The sequence below is a fragment of the Pseudomonas sp. BN102 genome, assembly GCF_029871245.1.
In the GTDB taxonomy this organism is placed as follows: Bacteria; Pseudomonadota; Gammaproteobacteria; order Pseudomonadales; family Pseudomonadaceae; genus Metapseudomonas.
In genome coordinates this window covers 17,273-30,977 of record NZ_SSON01000081.1, presented here as the reverse complement: position 1 = coordinate 30,977, position 13,705 = coordinate 17,273, and the positions used below count along the sequence as shown (strand labels likewise).

Below are 13,705 nucleotides of genomic sequence, written 5' to 3'. Positions count from 1 at the left end.
GAGATTCCCCTCTGGACGAAAATAGTTAGTCAGCTAATAATAAGCTTTGCGTATAGCTCGCCGATTCCGGCGGGCTATCTTCAATCTGGATCATCTCTGGACCTTGCCCGTGCGCGACAACCTGCGTGCCTTCCTGGCACCCGATATTCCGGCGCTGCAATTCGTCATCAAGACACTGCTGGGCGGTGGCCTGGCGCTCTGGTGCGCCTTCCGCTTCGGCCTGGAACAGCCGCAATGGGCGTTGATGACCGCCTTCATCGTCGCCCAGCCGCTATCAGGCATGGTGGTGCAGAAGGGATTGGCGCGGTTGCTCGGCACCCTGGCGGGGACGGCGATGTCGGTGGCCATCATGGGACTCTTCGCGCAGACGCCCTGGCTCTTCCTGTTGGCGCTGGCCACCTGGCTGGGCATCTGCACCGCCGCCTCGACGCTGATGCGCAGCGCCTGGTCCTATTCCTTCGTGCTGGCCGGGTACACCGTGGCCATCATCGGCCTGCCGGCGATCGCTCATCCGCTGACGGTGTTCGACCAGGCCGTGGCGCGCTGTACGGAAATCTGCCTCGGCATCCTCTGCGCCACCCTGACCAGCGCTCTGTTCTGGCCGCAACGGGTGGAGCGCCAGCTAGCCCGCCAGGCGCGGGACGCCTGGCAATGCGGCATTCAGGCGGCGCTCTCGGCGCTGAAGGGCGAACGCCAGGAGCGCCAGGGCCTGCTCGGCGTGCTGGGGCGCATCGTGGCGGTGGACGCCCAGCGCGAGCACGCCTGGTTCGAGGGCAACCGCGGGCGCCAGCGTGCCATGGCCTTACGTGTGCTCAGCCACGACCTGCTCAGCCTGCTGCGCCTGGCCCGCGGTGTGGCGCGGCAATGGCGCCAGCTGGGCGAAACGGAGGCCGCACGGCTGCGGCCCTGTCTGGAGGAGGTGGAGCAGGCCCTGGCCGAGCCCGATGTGCCGCGCCTGGACGAGCTGCGCGACCGCTTGCTGCTCGCCTCCGAGGATGAGGACCTCTCGACCATCCAGCAGTACTGCCTGGGCCGCATGGCGGTGCTGATGCGCCAGGCCGCATCGGCGGTGGGCTCGATGCTCGCGGTGGAGCGGGGCGAGGCGCCGCCGGACGCGCCGCCGCCGCTATCCACCCACCGCGACCTGCAGACGGCGACCATCTATGGCCTGCGCAGCGCCCTGGCCTTCCTCGGCCTGTCGGCCTTCTGGCTGGCCACCGGCTGGACCTCTGCTGTCGGCGCGTTGACCCTAACCTGCGTGATCTGCGGCCTGTTCGCCAGCCGCGAGAACGCCGAACAGATCGGCTTCTTCTTCCTGCGCGGCATCCTCTATGCGTTGCCGGTGGCCTTCTTCGTCGGCCAGGTGTTGCTGCCCCAGCTCAGTGGCTTCGCCATGCTCTGCCTGGCCCTCGGCGTGCCGCTGTTCTTCGGCGCCCTGGGGATGGCCAAGCCAGCGCTGGGGGCCACGGCCACGTCGTTCTGCCTGCATTTCATCGTGCTCTGTGCGCCGCAGAACATCATGCGCTTCGATGTCGGCCTGTTCTTCAACGAGGCCATCTCCATGCTGCTGGGAGTGGGTTTCGCGGTGTTGTCCTTCCGTCTTATCAAGCTGCGCAACCCGGTCTGGCATGGTCGTCGCTTGCTCAAGGCGACCCTGGCCGACCTGGCGCGCCTGACCGGCGTGGCCCTGGCGGGCGCGGAAAACTGGTTCGGCGGGCGTATGGCCGACCGCCTGCTGCAGCTGGCGCGGCTCTATCCGGTGCTGCCGGAACAGAGCCGCAGCCGCTGGGACGACGGCGTCGCCAGCCTCGATCTGGGCGACGAACTGTTGCACCTGCGGCGCTGCCTGGCGGCTGCCGACAAGCCTTTGGGGGCTTCGGAGCAGCGCTTCCTCCGGCAGCTTGAGCGCATCCTGCTGCAAGGCCCCGCGCCCGGCCGCGCCCAGGCCCTGGACGAACCGGCCGAGGAATTGCTGGCCGCCCTGCGTGCCGCAGGCAGCAGTATTGATCGCCGCCTGGCCCAGGCGGCCCTGTTGCAGTTGCAGCAGAGCTGGCGGCAATGGTGTGAACAGCAGGAGGCGAGCCATGGGCTTGCGTGAATGGTCCCTGGGCGGTGTGCTGCTCAGCCCCTTTCTGCTCTATGCACTGCTGGCGCTGCTGGTGACCGGCGTGCTGCGCTTCGGCCTGGCCCGTATCGGGCTGACGCGCTGGATCTGGCACGAAGCGCTGTTCGATTGTGCCCTGTACGTCTGTGTGCTGGCAGCGCTGGTGGCGCTGACCGGGCACTGGTGAAGGAGATAGATGACGATGCGTTCCATCCTGCGTGTGCTGGTAACCCTCACCCTGGTCGCGGTGGCCCTGGTGGCCGGCTATGGTCTCTGGCAGCACTACATGCTTTCACCCTGGACCCGTGACGCGCGGGTGCGCGCCGACGTGGTGGTGATTTCGCCGGATGTGTCCGGCTGGGTAATGGACCTCAAGGTCCAGGACAACCAGCAGGTAAAGGCCGGCGACCTGCTGCTGTCCGTCGACCGTGAGCGCTACCAGGCGGCGCTGGAAAAGGCACGCGCTGTGGCCGATACCCGTCAGCATCAATTGCGCCTGCATGAGCACGAAGCCGCCCGCCGTGCCCACCTGGGGACTCAGGCCATCAGTGAGGAGCTGCGGGAGAACGCCCTGATCACCGCGGAGGTTGCCCGCGCCGAGTTCCGCGAAGCCCAGGCGGAGCTCAAGGTGGCCGAGCTGAACCTGGCCCGCAGTGAACTGCGCGCGCCGCGCAACGGCCAGGTCACCAACCTGCGCCTGGCCCAGGGCAACTATGTGAGCACGGGCCAGCCGGTGATGGCGCTGGTGGATGACAGTTCGTTCTACGTCCAGGCCTATTTCGAGGAGACCAAGCTGCCGCGCATCAAGGTCGGCGCGCCGGTGAGGGTCTGGCTGATGAGCGCCGGCGAGCCGCTGTCGGGCAAGGTCGAAAGCATCAGCCGCGGTATCACCGACCGCAACGCCAGCCCGGATGCCCAGTTGCTGGCCAATGTCGAACCCACTTTCAACTGGGTGCGCCTGGCCCAGCGGATTCCGGTGCGGATAAAGTTGGACAAGGTGCCGGAGGAGGTTCAGTTGAGTGCAGGCATGACTGCCAGTGTGACGGTGGGGGAGGAGTAGGGCGGACGAGCTTTTCGTAGGTTGGCGCTGAGGAACGAAGCCCAACGATCCGCGCACGGCATGTTGGGCCTCGCAGGCTCGGCACCAACCTACGGCAGGGCTTCGCCCTGCTTGGCGAATGAATTCGCCCCCACAGGAAAAACGGCAGCGTCGCTCACAAAAAAGCCCGGATCCGATCCGGGCTTTTTCGTATCCAGCAGGGCCTCAGCCGATAGTGATCGGCGGCAGCTCCGGCAGTTCCACCGACAGCTGCTGCTTGGGTGCCAGCACTTCGGCTTCGCCATCCACTACTTGTTCAGTGTTCTGGTTGAACACGCGAGTGGCGATGCGCACGCGATTCTTCGGCAGTTTCTCGAGGATCTCCAGTTCTACGGTCAGGCTGTCGCCGAGCTTTACCGGACGGGTGAACTTGAGCTGCTGGCCGAGGTAGATGCTGCCCGGACCGGGCATTTCGCAGGCGATGGCGGCGCTGATCAGGGCGCCGGTGAACATGCCGTGGGCGATGCGCTCCTTGAACATGGTGCCGGCGGCGTACTCGGCGTCCAGGTGCACCGGGTTGCGGTCGCCGGAGACGGCGGCGAACAGCTGGATGTGGCGCTCTTCGACAGTGGTGGAGAAGCTGGCTTTCTGCCCGACTTCGAGTGCGTCGTAGGTGAAGTTAGTGACCTGGCTCATGCGGTCTCCTTGGCTTGCGGTTGATGGTGCCGACTGCGGGCAAGGGCCTGCTCCAGCCAGTCGATCAAGTCTTGGGTCACCTCGTCGCGGTTGCTCTCATTGAGCAGCTCGTGGCGGGCGTCGGGGTAGAGGTTCAGTTGCACGTCCCTGATGCCGGCCAGGCGCAGGGCCGCGGCCAGTTGCTGCAAGCGCCGGCCTTCGCTGACCGGGTCGCGCTCGCCGCCGATTACCAGCAGCGGCAGGTCGGGGTCGATCTGCGCCAGGTGTTTCGGCGGGGTGATGTTCTGAAGCCCGCCGAGCAGGTCGAGCCACAACTGGTTGGTGCAGCGGAAGCCGCAGAGCGGGTCGCCCACGTACTTGTCCACTTCCTGCGGGTCGCGGCTCAGCCAGTCGAAGGCCGTTCGGTTGGGCTTGAAGGCCTTGTTGAAGGAGCCGAAGGAGAGGAACTCGATCAGCGCGCTGCGGCCCTCCTTGCCCTGGCGCCAGCGTTCGAAGCGGGCCACCAGCCTGGCCACCCGGTACAGCGCCACCGGCTGATAGTTGGAGCCGGAGAGGATGGCGCCTTGTAGGCTGCAACTGTGATGCATCAGGTAGGCCTGGCCAATGTAGCTGCCCATGCTGTGGCCCAGGAGGAAGATCGGAGCGCGGGGATGCTGCTGGCGGATATGGTGGTTGAGGCTGGCGAGGTCGCCGACCACCTTGCTCCAGCCGTCCTCGGCGGCGTACTGGCCGAGGGTGCCGTGCTCCGCGCTACGCCCGTGGCCGCGCTGATCAAGGGCGTAAAGCTCGAATCCGGCAGCGACCAGGGCCTCGCCCAGGCGGGCATAGCGGCCACTGTGCTCGGCCATGCCGTGGGACAGCATGATCACCGCGCGCGGCGGGCTATCGCCGGACCAGTGGTTGACGTACAGGGGCACTGCATCGCTGGAGTCGAGCCAGAAAGCATCGTGGCGCATAGCGGATCCTTTGCCAGGGGCGTGGGCGCATTGTGCACAGGCGGTCGCATGACGCAAAGCATCCAATGGTGACCGGCCGGTTCCATGAAGCGCAACACTTGAGCGGCAAGATTCACGCGATCAATGACGCCCGCTGGAGTATTTGCGCACTGCCAGGGAGCTGCTAAGTTCCGGGCAGCCCCGCAGCGCGGGCCAGACATTTTCAGGGCTAAGAGGACAAGAACAAATGCAACCTGATTTCTGGAGCGACAAACGCCCTGCCGGCGTGCCCAACCATATCGATCTGGCCGCCTACAAGTCGGTGATCGAGGTGTTCGAGCGGTCCTGCAAGAAATTCGCCGACCGCCCGGCCTTCAGCAACCTGGGCGTGACCCTGACCTATGCCGAGCTGGACCGCCAGTCCGCCGCCTTCGCCGCCTACCTGCAGAAGCACACCGACCTCAAACCCGGCGACCGCATCGCCGTGCAAATGCCCAATGTCCTGCAATACCCCATCGCCGTGTTCGGCGCCCTGCGTGCCGGGCTGATCGTGGTCAACACCAACCCCCTCTACACCGCCCGCGAGATGCGTCACCAGTTCAAGGACGCCGGGGTACGTGCGCTGGTCTACATCAACCTGTTCGGCAAGCTGGTCGAAGAGGTGCTGCCCGACACCGAGATCGAATACCTGATCGAGGCACGCATGGGCGACATGCTGCCGAGCCTCAAGGGTTGGCTGGTGAACGCACTGGTGAAGAAGGTGAAGAAGATGGTCCCCGACTTCCACCTACCCCAGGCGGTGCCCTTCAAGGAGGCGCTGAAGCAGGGCCAGGGCCATGCGCTGAAGCCGGTCCGGGTGGGCCTGGACGACATCGCCGTGCTGCAGTACACCGGCGGCACCACCGGGGTGGCCAAGGGCGCCATGCTGACCCACGGCAACCTGGTGGCCAACATGCAGCAGGTGGACGCCTGCCTGTCGCAGCAGGGGCCGGATGGCGCGCCGCTGATGAAGCAGGGCCAGGAGATCATGATCGCGCCGCTGCCGCTGTACCACATCTATGCCTTCACCGCGAACTGCATGTGCATGATGGTCAACGGCAACCACAACATCCTCATCACCAACCCGCGGGACATCGGCGGCTTCATCAAGGAGCTGAAGAAGTGGCGCTTCTCCGCGCTGCTGGGGCTGAACACCCTGTTCGTCGCGCTGATGGACCACCCCGAGTTCAAGAGCCTCGACTTCTCCAACCTCAAGGTCACCAATTCCGGAGGCACCGCCCTGGTCAAGGCCACGGCCGAGCGCTGGCAATCCATGACTGGCTGCTCGGTGGTGGAAGGCTATGGCCTGACCGAGACTTCGCCCGTGGCCAGCACCAACCCCTACGGCAGCCAGGCGCGCCTGGGCACCGTGGGAATTCCGGTGCCGGGCACCGCCTTCAAGACCATCGACGACAACGGCGACGAACTGCCGCTGGGCGAGCGTGGCGAGCTCTGCATCAAGGGTCCGCAGGTGATGAAGGGCTACTGGCAGCGCCCCGAGGCGACCGCCGAGGTGCTGGATGCCGACGGCTGGCTGAAGACCGGCGATATCGCGGTGATCGATCTCGATGGTTATGTGCGCATCGTCGATCGCAAGAAGGACCTGATCATCGTGTCCGGCTTCAACGTTTACCCGAACGAGATCGAGGACGTGGTCATGGCGCATCCCAAGGTGGCCAGCTGTGCGGCCATCGGCGTGCCCGACGACAAGTCCGGCGAGGCGGTGAAGCTCTTCGTGGTGACCCGCGAGGGCGGCGTCAGCGTCGAGGAGCTGAAGGCCTACTGCAAGGAAAACTTCACCGGCTACAAGGTGCCCAAGCACATCGTGCTGAAGGACGCCCTGCCGATGACCCCGGTGGGCAAGATCCTCCGTCGCGAGCTGCGCGACTTCGCCTGATACGAAAGGGCAGGGCGGGTGATCCGTCCTGCCCCGCTTCATCCGTTCCGCTTCCTCGGGCCCCCTGCCCAATCCGCGTCACGCTTCCCTCAGTACCCGTGAAAGCCCCGTATTCCGCGGATCGTCGGCGGATTAGAGTTGGAACTCCAAAAGTGACCTGACTACCAGTGTCTGGTCATTTTTGTGACTGGCTAGGGCTGGTTTGGTGCTGGTGGCCCTTTGGCAAAGCTGCTACTCTCGGCGCGTTTTTTTGCCCGGACGGGCGCACAATCGCACAGAACACAACAAATAACTGTCCTCGAGGACAGTGAAAATCAGCTGTTGCTTAGGAGTGGGCTTCCATGACCGAAAACTTCTGGAAGGACAAGTATCCAGCGGGCGTTCCTGCCGAGATCAATGCCGATCAGTACCCCAATGTCCAGGCGGTACTGAAGCAGTCCTGCCAACGCTTTGCCGACAAGCCTGCATTCAGCAACCTGGGCAAGACCCTCACCTACGGCGAGCTCTACGAGCTGTCCGGTGCCTTCGCCGCCTACCTGCAGAACCACACTGACCTCAAGCCCGGCGACCGCATTGCCGTGCAGTTGCCGAACATCCTGCAATACCCGGTGGTAGTGTTCGGCGCCATCCGTGCCGGCATGGTGGTGGTCAACACCAACCCGCTGTACACCGCGCGGGAGATGGAGCACCAGTTCAACGACGCCGGCGCCAAGGCGCTGGTCTGCCTGGCCAACATGGCCCACCTGGCCGAGGACGTGCTGCCGAAGACCGGTGTCAAGCACGTCATAATCACCGAAGTGGGCGACCTGCTGCCGGCCTTCAAGCGCATCCTGGTCAATGCCGTGATCAAGCATGTGAAGAAGATGGTGCCGCCCTTCAAGCTGCCCCAGGCGGTCAAGCTCAACGACGCCCTGGCCAAGGGGCGTGGCCGCGCCGTGGCCGAAGCCAGCCCGCCGAGCGGCGACATCGCCGTGCTGCAGTACACCGGCGGCACCACGGGTGTGGCCAAGGGCGCGATGCTGACCCACCGCAACCTGGTGGCCAACATGCTCCAGGTCAAGGCGCTGATGGGGGCCAACATGAGTGAGGGCAGCGAGATCCTCATCGCCCCGCTGCCGCTCTATCACATCTACGCCTTCACCTTCCATTGCATGGCGATGATGCTGATCGGCGGCCACAACATCCTGATCAGCAACCCGCGCGATCTGCCGGCCATGACCAAAGAGCTGGCGCAGTGGAAGTTCACCGGCTTCGTCGGCCTGAACACCCTGTTCGTGGCCCTGTGCAACAACCAGGATTTCCGCAACCTGGACTTCTCCTCGCTGAAGGCCACCTTCTCCGGCGGCATGGCCTTGCAACAGGCCGCGGCCGAGCGCTGGGAAGAGGTCACCGGCTGCGCCATCTGCGAAGGCTACGGCATGACCGAGACCAGCCCGGTGGTGTCGGTGAACACCTTCGAGAACAACCAGATCGGCACCATCGGTATCCCGGTTCCGTCCACCCAGTGCAAGGTGGTGGACGACGCCGGCAATGATGTCGGGCGGGGCGCCCCGGGCGAACTCTGCGTCAAGGGTCCGCAGGTGATGAAGGGCTACTGGCAACGCCAGGAGGCTACCGACGAAATCCTCGACGCCGACGGCTGGCTGAAGACCGGCGACATCGCGGTGATCCAGGACGACGGCTTCATGCGCATCGTCGATCGCAAGAAGGACATGATCCTGGTGTCCGGCTTCAACGTGTACCCGAACGAGCTGGAAGACGTACTGGTGACCCTGCCAGGCGTGCTGCAGTGCGCCGCCATCGGCGTGCCGGACGAGAAATCCGGCGAGGCGATCAAGATGTTCGTGGTGGCCAAGCCCGGCGTCAGCCTGACCAAGGAACAGGTGATGGAGCACATGCGCAGCAACGTCACCGGCTACAAGGTGCCCCGTGCCATCGAGTTCCGCGACAGCCTGCCGACCACCAACGTCGGCAAGATCCTGCGCCGCGAACTGCGTGACGAAGAGCTGAAGAAGCTCAACGCGAAGAAGGAACAGGTCAAGGCCTGATCCCGCTCTGCTCCAGACAAGGCCCCGCAATCGCGGGGCCTTGTCGTTTCCGAACATGTCGCACATTCGGCCTGCCCCTTTCCCTAGGGCGGTGCAGGGGCGATTTCAATCGCCAAGTGGGCCGCAGGTCCACCGCAGGCCCTGCATGGGGTAGTTGCGCCGCCCGTGGCGAATGAATTTCGCCCCTACAGGTCGCCGCCCTCGGCGGGGGAAATCTGCGACAATTCCGCTCTTGCCGAAAACAGCAGCAGAATCAGCGGATCCGATGAGCGAGCAATCCCCCAGCCCCGAACAACTCCTGCAACGCCTCGACCAGGCCATGGGCGCCGACCGACATCGCCTGCGCCGGCAGCTCCACGAACTGCGCAAGAACCCGGACGAGGCGAAGCTGGCGCAGTGGGCCGAGCGCTTCCAGGCTTCGGTGGCGAGGGCCGAGGCGCGCCGCGCCAGCGTGCCGGTGATGCGTTACGACGATGCCCTGCCCATCGCCGCCAAGCGCGACGAGATCAAGGCCGCGCTGGAGAAGCACCAGGTGCTGGTGATCGCCGGTGAGACCGGATCGGGCAAGACCACCCAGCTGCCGAAGATCTGCCTGGAGCTCGGCCGCGGCGCCCACGGCCTGATCGGCCATACCCAGCCGCGCCGATTGGCGGCACGCAGCGTCGCGACCCGCGTGGCGGAGGAGATCGGCAGCCCCCTGGGCGAGCTGGTGGGCTACCAGGTGCGTTTCGAGGACCAGTCCAACGAACGCAGCCTGATCAAGCTGATGACCGACGGTATCCTCCTTGCGGAAACCCAGCACGACCGCTTCCTCGAACGCTACGACACCATCATCGTCGACGAGGCCCACGAGCGCAGCCTGAACATCGACTTCCTCCTCGGCTACCTCAAGACCCTGCTGCCGCGTCGGCCCGACCTCAAGTTGATCATCACCTCGGCCACCATCGATCTGGAGCGATTCTCGAAACATTTCGGTGAGGCGCCCATCATTGAAGTCTCCGGCCGCACTTACCCGGTGGACACCTGGTACCGGCCGCTCGCCGCCGAGGTGGACGAAGACGGCGAAGCGCTGTTCGACGACCTCTCCGTTGACCAGGGCATCCTGCGTGCCCTGGACGAGATCACCGCCCATGAACGCGACGTGGGCAAGCGCCCTGGCGATGTGCTGGTGTTCCTCCCCGGCGAGCGGGAAATCCGCGACTGCGCCGAGGTGCTGCGCAAGGCCAACCTGCGGCACACCGAGGTATTGCCTCTTTATGCACGGCTGACCCCGGCCGAGCAGCAGAAGATCTTCCAGCCCATGGCGGGTCGCAAGATAGTCCTGGCCACCAACGTCGCGGAAACCTCGCTGACGGTGCCGGGCATCCGCTATGTGATCGACAGCGGCACCGCGCGCATCAGCCGCTACAGCTACCGTGCCAAGGTCCAGCGCCTGCCGGTGGAAGCCGTGTCCCAGGCCAGCGCCAACCAGCGCAAAGGCCGTTGCGGCCGGGTCGAGCCGGGCATCTGCGTGCGCCTCTACAGCGAGGAGGATTTCCTTTCCCGGCCGGACTTCACCGACCCGGAGATCCTGCGCACCAACCTGGCGGCGGTGATCCTGCAGATGCTCCACCTGCGCCTGGGCGACATCGAGGCCTTCCCCTTCATCGAGCCGCCGGACGGCAAGGCGATCAAGGACGGCTTCACCCTGCTGCAGGAACTTTCAGCGGTGAACCGTGAGAGCCAGCTCACCCCGATCGGCCGTCAGCTGGCGCGCCTGCCCATCGACCCGCGCCTGGGTCGCATGGTGCTGGAAGGCGTCCACCAGGGCAGCCTCGACGAGGTGCTGGTGATCGCCGCCGCGCTCTCGGTGCAGGACCCGCGTGAGCGCCCCATGGAACGCCAGCAGGCCGCCGATCAGGCCCATGCCCAATGGAAGGACGTGGACTCCGACTTCGCCGCACTGATCAACCTCTGGCGCGGTTTCGAGGAACAGCGCCAGGCGCTGGGGTCCAACCCGCTGCGCAGCTGGTGCCGGAAGAACTTCCTCAACTACCTGCGCCTGCGCGAATGGCGCGATGCCCACCGCCAGCTGGTGCTGATCTGCCGCGAGCTGAAGCTCTTCCCCGACGCCGGCAAAGGTAGGAGCGAGGAGTCCGGGGAGCGCAGCATCGACTACGCCAAGGTGCACAAGGCGATCCTCTGCGGCCTGCTCAGCCAGATCGGCCAGAAGACCGAGGAGGGCGACTACCTCGGCGCACGCCAGCGGCGTTTCTGGGTACACCCCGGCACTGCCATCGCCAGGAAGCGCCCGCAATGGATCATGGCCGCCGAGCTGGTGGAAACCACCAAGCTGTTCGCGCGCATGGTGGCGAAGATCGAGCCGGACTGGCTGGAGCCGCTGGCCGCCCACCTGGTGAAGAAAAACCACCTGGAACCCCACTGGGAGAAACGCCGTGGCCAGGTGGTGGCCTTCGAGCAGGTCACCCTTTACGGCTTGATCATCGTCGGCCGCCGCGCCGTTCACTACGGCCCGATCGACCCGGAAGTCTCCCGCGAGCTGTTCATCCGCGAAGGCTTGGTGCGGGGCGAGATCCACAGCAAGGCGAAATGCCTGGCCGCCAACCGGCAGCTGCTGGAAAGGCTCGACGAACTGGAAGCCAAGGCCCGCCGTCGCGACATTCTCGCCGACGAGGAAACCCTTTTCGCTTACTACGCCGCGCGCTTGCCGGCGGACATTTACCAGACCGCCAGCTTCGAGAAGTGGTACGAGCGCGAACGGGCGCAGAACCCCGACCTGCTCATCATGCGCGAGGAAGACGTGCTGGCCCGTGAAGCCAGCGAAGTCACCGCTGCGCAGTACCCGGACAAGCTGCGCCTGGGCGAGCTGGATTTGCCGCTTTCCTATCACTTCGAGCCTGGCCACGTCCGCGACGGCGTGACCCTGAGGGTGCCGGCGCCGCTCCTGCCGCAACTGCCGGCGGAGCGCCTGGAATGGCTGGTGCCCGGCCTGCTGGAGGCCAAATGCGTGGCGCTGGTGCGCAACTTGCCCAAGGCGATGCGCAAGAACTTCGTGCCGGTGCCGGACTTTGTGAAAGCCGCATTGGACAAGATCACCTTCGCACAGGGCTCCCTGCCGGAGTCCCTGGGCCGCGAATTGCAACGAATGACCGGCGCCCGCGTGCCGGAAGAGGCCTGGAGCGAGGCCGCCACCCAGCTGGAAAGCCACCTGAAGATGAACCTGGAAGTGGTGGACGCCCGTGGCAAGTTCCTCGGCGAAGGCCGTGACCTGGCCGAGGTCACCGCGCGCTTCGCCGAAGCCAGCCAGGCCGCCCTGGCCATCCCCCAGGCGCAGAAGGAACAGAAACCGGTGGAAGCCAAGGGCTTCGCCCAGGTGGCGGAGAAGACCCAGCAGAAGGTCGCCGGCCTCTCGATGACCGTCTACCCGGCGCTGGTGGAGGAGGGCGGTACCGTCAAGGAAGGCCGCTTCCCGACCCAGGCCGAGGCCGAGTGGCAGCACCGCCGCGCCTTGCAGCGTCTGCTGCTGCAACAGCTGGCGGACACCGCCAAGTTCCTCCGCGGCAAACTGCCGGGGCTCACCGAGTTGGGCCTGCTCTATCGCGACCTGGGACGGGTCGATGCGCTGGTGGAGGATATCCTCCTGGCCAGCCTGGACAGCTGCATCCTCGACGGTGAAGCCAGCCTGCCCCGCGACGGCGCCGCTCTGGCCTCCCTGGCGGAGAAAAAGCGTGGCGCCTGGGCCGAGCATGCCGAGCGCCTGGCCAGGCTGACCCTGGACATCCTCAAGCTCTGGCACGGCCTGCAGAAGCGCTTCAAGGGCCGCATCGACTTGGCCCAGGCGGTCGCGCTCAACGACATCAAGGCGCAGCTGGGCAACCTGGTCTATCCGGGCTTCGTTCGCGAGACCCCGGCCGAATGGCTGAAGGAACTGCCGCGCTACCTCAAGGCCATCGAGCAGCGCTTCGACAAGATCGCCGCCCAGCTGCAGCGCGACCGCGTCTGGTCCGGCGAGCTGGCCGGTTATTGGGAGCAGTACCAGGCACGCCTGGCCAAGCACGCCCAGGAGGGCAAGCGCGACCCCAGCCTGGTGCTCTATCGCTGGATGCTGGAGGAATACCGCGTGTCCCTGTTCGCCCAGCAACTGGGCACCCGCATGCCGGTCTCCGACAAACGCATGGCCAAGCAATGGAAAGAGGTGGAGGCCTGAGGCCTCCGACCGAGCCTGGAGGAATCCTGTCCGATGTTCGAAATCCGCCCCATGAGCCCCGAGCTCTATCGGCAGCAGACGCGGCGCATCACACTGGTCGTTGCCAGCCTGTTCCTGGTGCTGGCCATGCTGTTTGCCACCTTCAGCGTGCAGCTGTTCGGCGAACCCGGTGGTGACAACTTCCGCTGGAACCTGGTCGGCGTCCTGGCCGGTCTCGCCTTCACCGTGGCCGTGGTGCGCATCCAGCTCTGGCCGCGGCCCTGGATGGCTCCGGCTGTCTACGGTTGGCAGCTCAAACGCAACCTGATGCGCGTCGGCAACGTGATGCACCGGGTCAAGGAGGGCGTCGCAGCCCGCGATCCGGCGGCCATGAAGCTGCTGCGTTTCTACCACCTGGGCCTGACCCAGATGCACCAGCTGGACGGCAATCTTTCCGATCTCAACCAGATGACGCGCGAAATCGACCAGCACCGCGAGGCGATGGAGGCGCAAGGACTGGATGTGGAGCAGAACTGCCTCGATCCCGCCTGGCTGGAGGCGGTGAAAAACTACGGCAAGTAACGCCCCACAGAAACGCGATCCTGCCTGTAGGTTGTGGCTGAGCTAAGCGAAGCCCAACGTTCGCGGTCGAGCCGTTGTGTTGGGCTTCGTTCCTCAGCGCCAACCTATGGGACTATGCTGCGGTCCTTTCGCGAATGAATTCGCCCCCACAGAAACGCGAACCTGCCTGTAGGTTGTGG

Annotated in this window: 9 protein-coding genes; 7 read left to right on the top strand and 2 right to left on the bottom strand. The window is 65.4% G+C overall.

Annotated elements, in window-relative coordinates:
- The first annotated feature begins 109 nt into the window (after positions 1-109).
- From E8F12_RS29635 to E8F12_RS29625, 3 genes are read left to right on the top strand one after another with little or no spacing between them, the layout of a single operon-like run.
- Positions 110-2,098 carry an FUSC family protein gene (locus tag E8F12_RS29635; RefSeq protein WP_280328775.1) on the top strand — a complete coding sequence of 663 codons (1,989 nt, stop codon included), beginning with the start codon at positions 110-112 and terminating at the stop codon, positions 2,096-2,098.
- Positions 2,085-2,291 (top strand): DUF1656 domain-containing protein, encoded by a 207-nt coding sequence (locus tag E8F12_RS29630; RefSeq protein WP_069084912.1) that lies wholly within the window; start codon positions 2,085-2,087, stop codon positions 2,289-2,291. Before E8F12_RS29635 ends, E8F12_RS29630 begins: the two co-directional genes overlap by 14 nt.
- 15 nt (positions 2,292-2,306) lie before the next feature.
- Positions 2,307-3,164, top strand: a complete 858-nt coding sequence (locus E8F12_RS29625; protein WP_280328822.1) for an HlyD family secretion protein — start codon at positions 2,307-2,309, stop codon at positions 3,162-3,164.
- Between the two features lie 204 nt (positions 3,165-3,368).
- Here E8F12_RS29625 and E8F12_RS29620 read toward each other — a convergent pair whose 3' ends face one another.
- The gene (locus E8F12_RS29620) at positions 3,369-3,839 is read right to left on the bottom strand and encodes a MaoC family dehydratase (protein WP_280328774.1); all 471 of its coding nucleotides are present in this window, start codon (positions 3,837-3,839) and stop codon (positions 3,369-3,371) included.
- Entirely contained in the window at positions 3,836-4,795 is a 960-nt protein-coding gene (locus E8F12_RS29615; RefSeq protein ID WP_280328773.1) for an alpha/beta hydrolase, read from the bottom strand. The genes E8F12_RS29620 and E8F12_RS29615 overlap by 4 nt, the downstream gene beginning before the upstream one ends.
- Before the next feature lie 226 nt (positions 4,796-5,021).
- On the opposite strand from E8F12_RS29615, the gene fadD2 reads away from it, so the two are divergent.
- The 4 genes from fadD2 (at position 5,022) to E8F12_RS29595 (ending at position 13,526) form a co-directional block, all read left to right on the top strand.
- On the top strand, positions 5,022-6,710 hold the full coding sequence (gene fadD2 / locus E8F12_RS29610; protein WP_280328772.1) for a long-chain-fatty-acid--CoA ligase FadD2: 1,689 nt from the start codon (positions 5,022-5,024) through the stop codon (positions 6,708-6,710).
- A gap of 341 nt (positions 6,711-7,051) precedes the next feature.
- The gene (gene fadD1 / locus E8F12_RS29605) at positions 7,052-8,758 is read left to right on the top strand and encodes a long-chain-fatty-acid--CoA ligase FadD1 (protein WP_280328771.1); all 1,707 of its coding nucleotides are present in this window, start codon (positions 7,052-7,054) and stop codon (positions 8,756-8,758) included.
- Positions 8,759-9,023: 265 nt separating this feature from the next.
- The gene (hrpA, locus tag E8F12_RS29600) at positions 9,024-12,965 is read left to right on the top strand and encodes an ATP-dependent RNA helicase HrpA (RefSeq protein ID WP_280328770.1); all 3,942 of its coding nucleotides are present in this window, start codon (positions 9,024-9,026) and stop codon (positions 12,963-12,965) included.
- A 33-nt stretch (positions 12,966-12,998) separates the two neighbouring features.
- Complete coding sequence (locus tag E8F12_RS29595) at positions 12,999-13,526, top strand: DUF3087 domain-containing protein (protein ID WP_280328769.1); 528 nt, start codon at positions 12,999-13,001, stop codon at positions 13,524-13,526.
- Positions 13,527-13,705: the final 179 nt, after the last annotated feature.

Coding starts and splice junctions, on each gene's coding strand:
- E8F12_RS29630 (WP_069084912.1), top strand. CDS start 2,085: ATGGGCTTGCGTGAATGGTCCCTGGGCGGTGTGCTGCTCAGCCCCTTT.
- E8F12_RS29625 (WP_280328822.1), top strand. CDS start 2,307: ATGCGTTCCATCCTGCGTGTGCTGGTAACCCTCACCCTGGTCGCGGTG.
- E8F12_RS29620 (WP_280328774.1), bottom strand. CDS start 3,839: ATGAGCCAGGTCACTAACTTCACCTACGACGCACTCGAAGTCGGGCAG.
- E8F12_RS29615 (WP_280328773.1), bottom strand. CDS start 4,795: ATGCGCCACGATGCTTTCTGGCTCGACTCCAGCGATGCAGTGCCCCTG.
- fadD2 (WP_280328772.1), top strand. CDS start 5,022: ATGCAACCTGATTTCTGGAGCGACAAACGCCCTGCCGGCGTGCCCAAC.
- fadD1 (WP_280328771.1), top strand. CDS start 7,052: ATGACCGAAAACTTCTGGAAGGACAAGTATCCAGCGGGCGTTCCTGCC.
- hrpA (WP_280328770.1), top strand. CDS start 9,024: ATGAGCGAGCAATCCCCCAGCCCCGAACAACTCCTGCAACGCCTCGAC.
- E8F12_RS29595 (WP_280328769.1), top strand. CDS start 12,999: ATGTTCGAAATCCGCCCCATGAGCCCCGAGCTCTATCGGCAGCAGACG.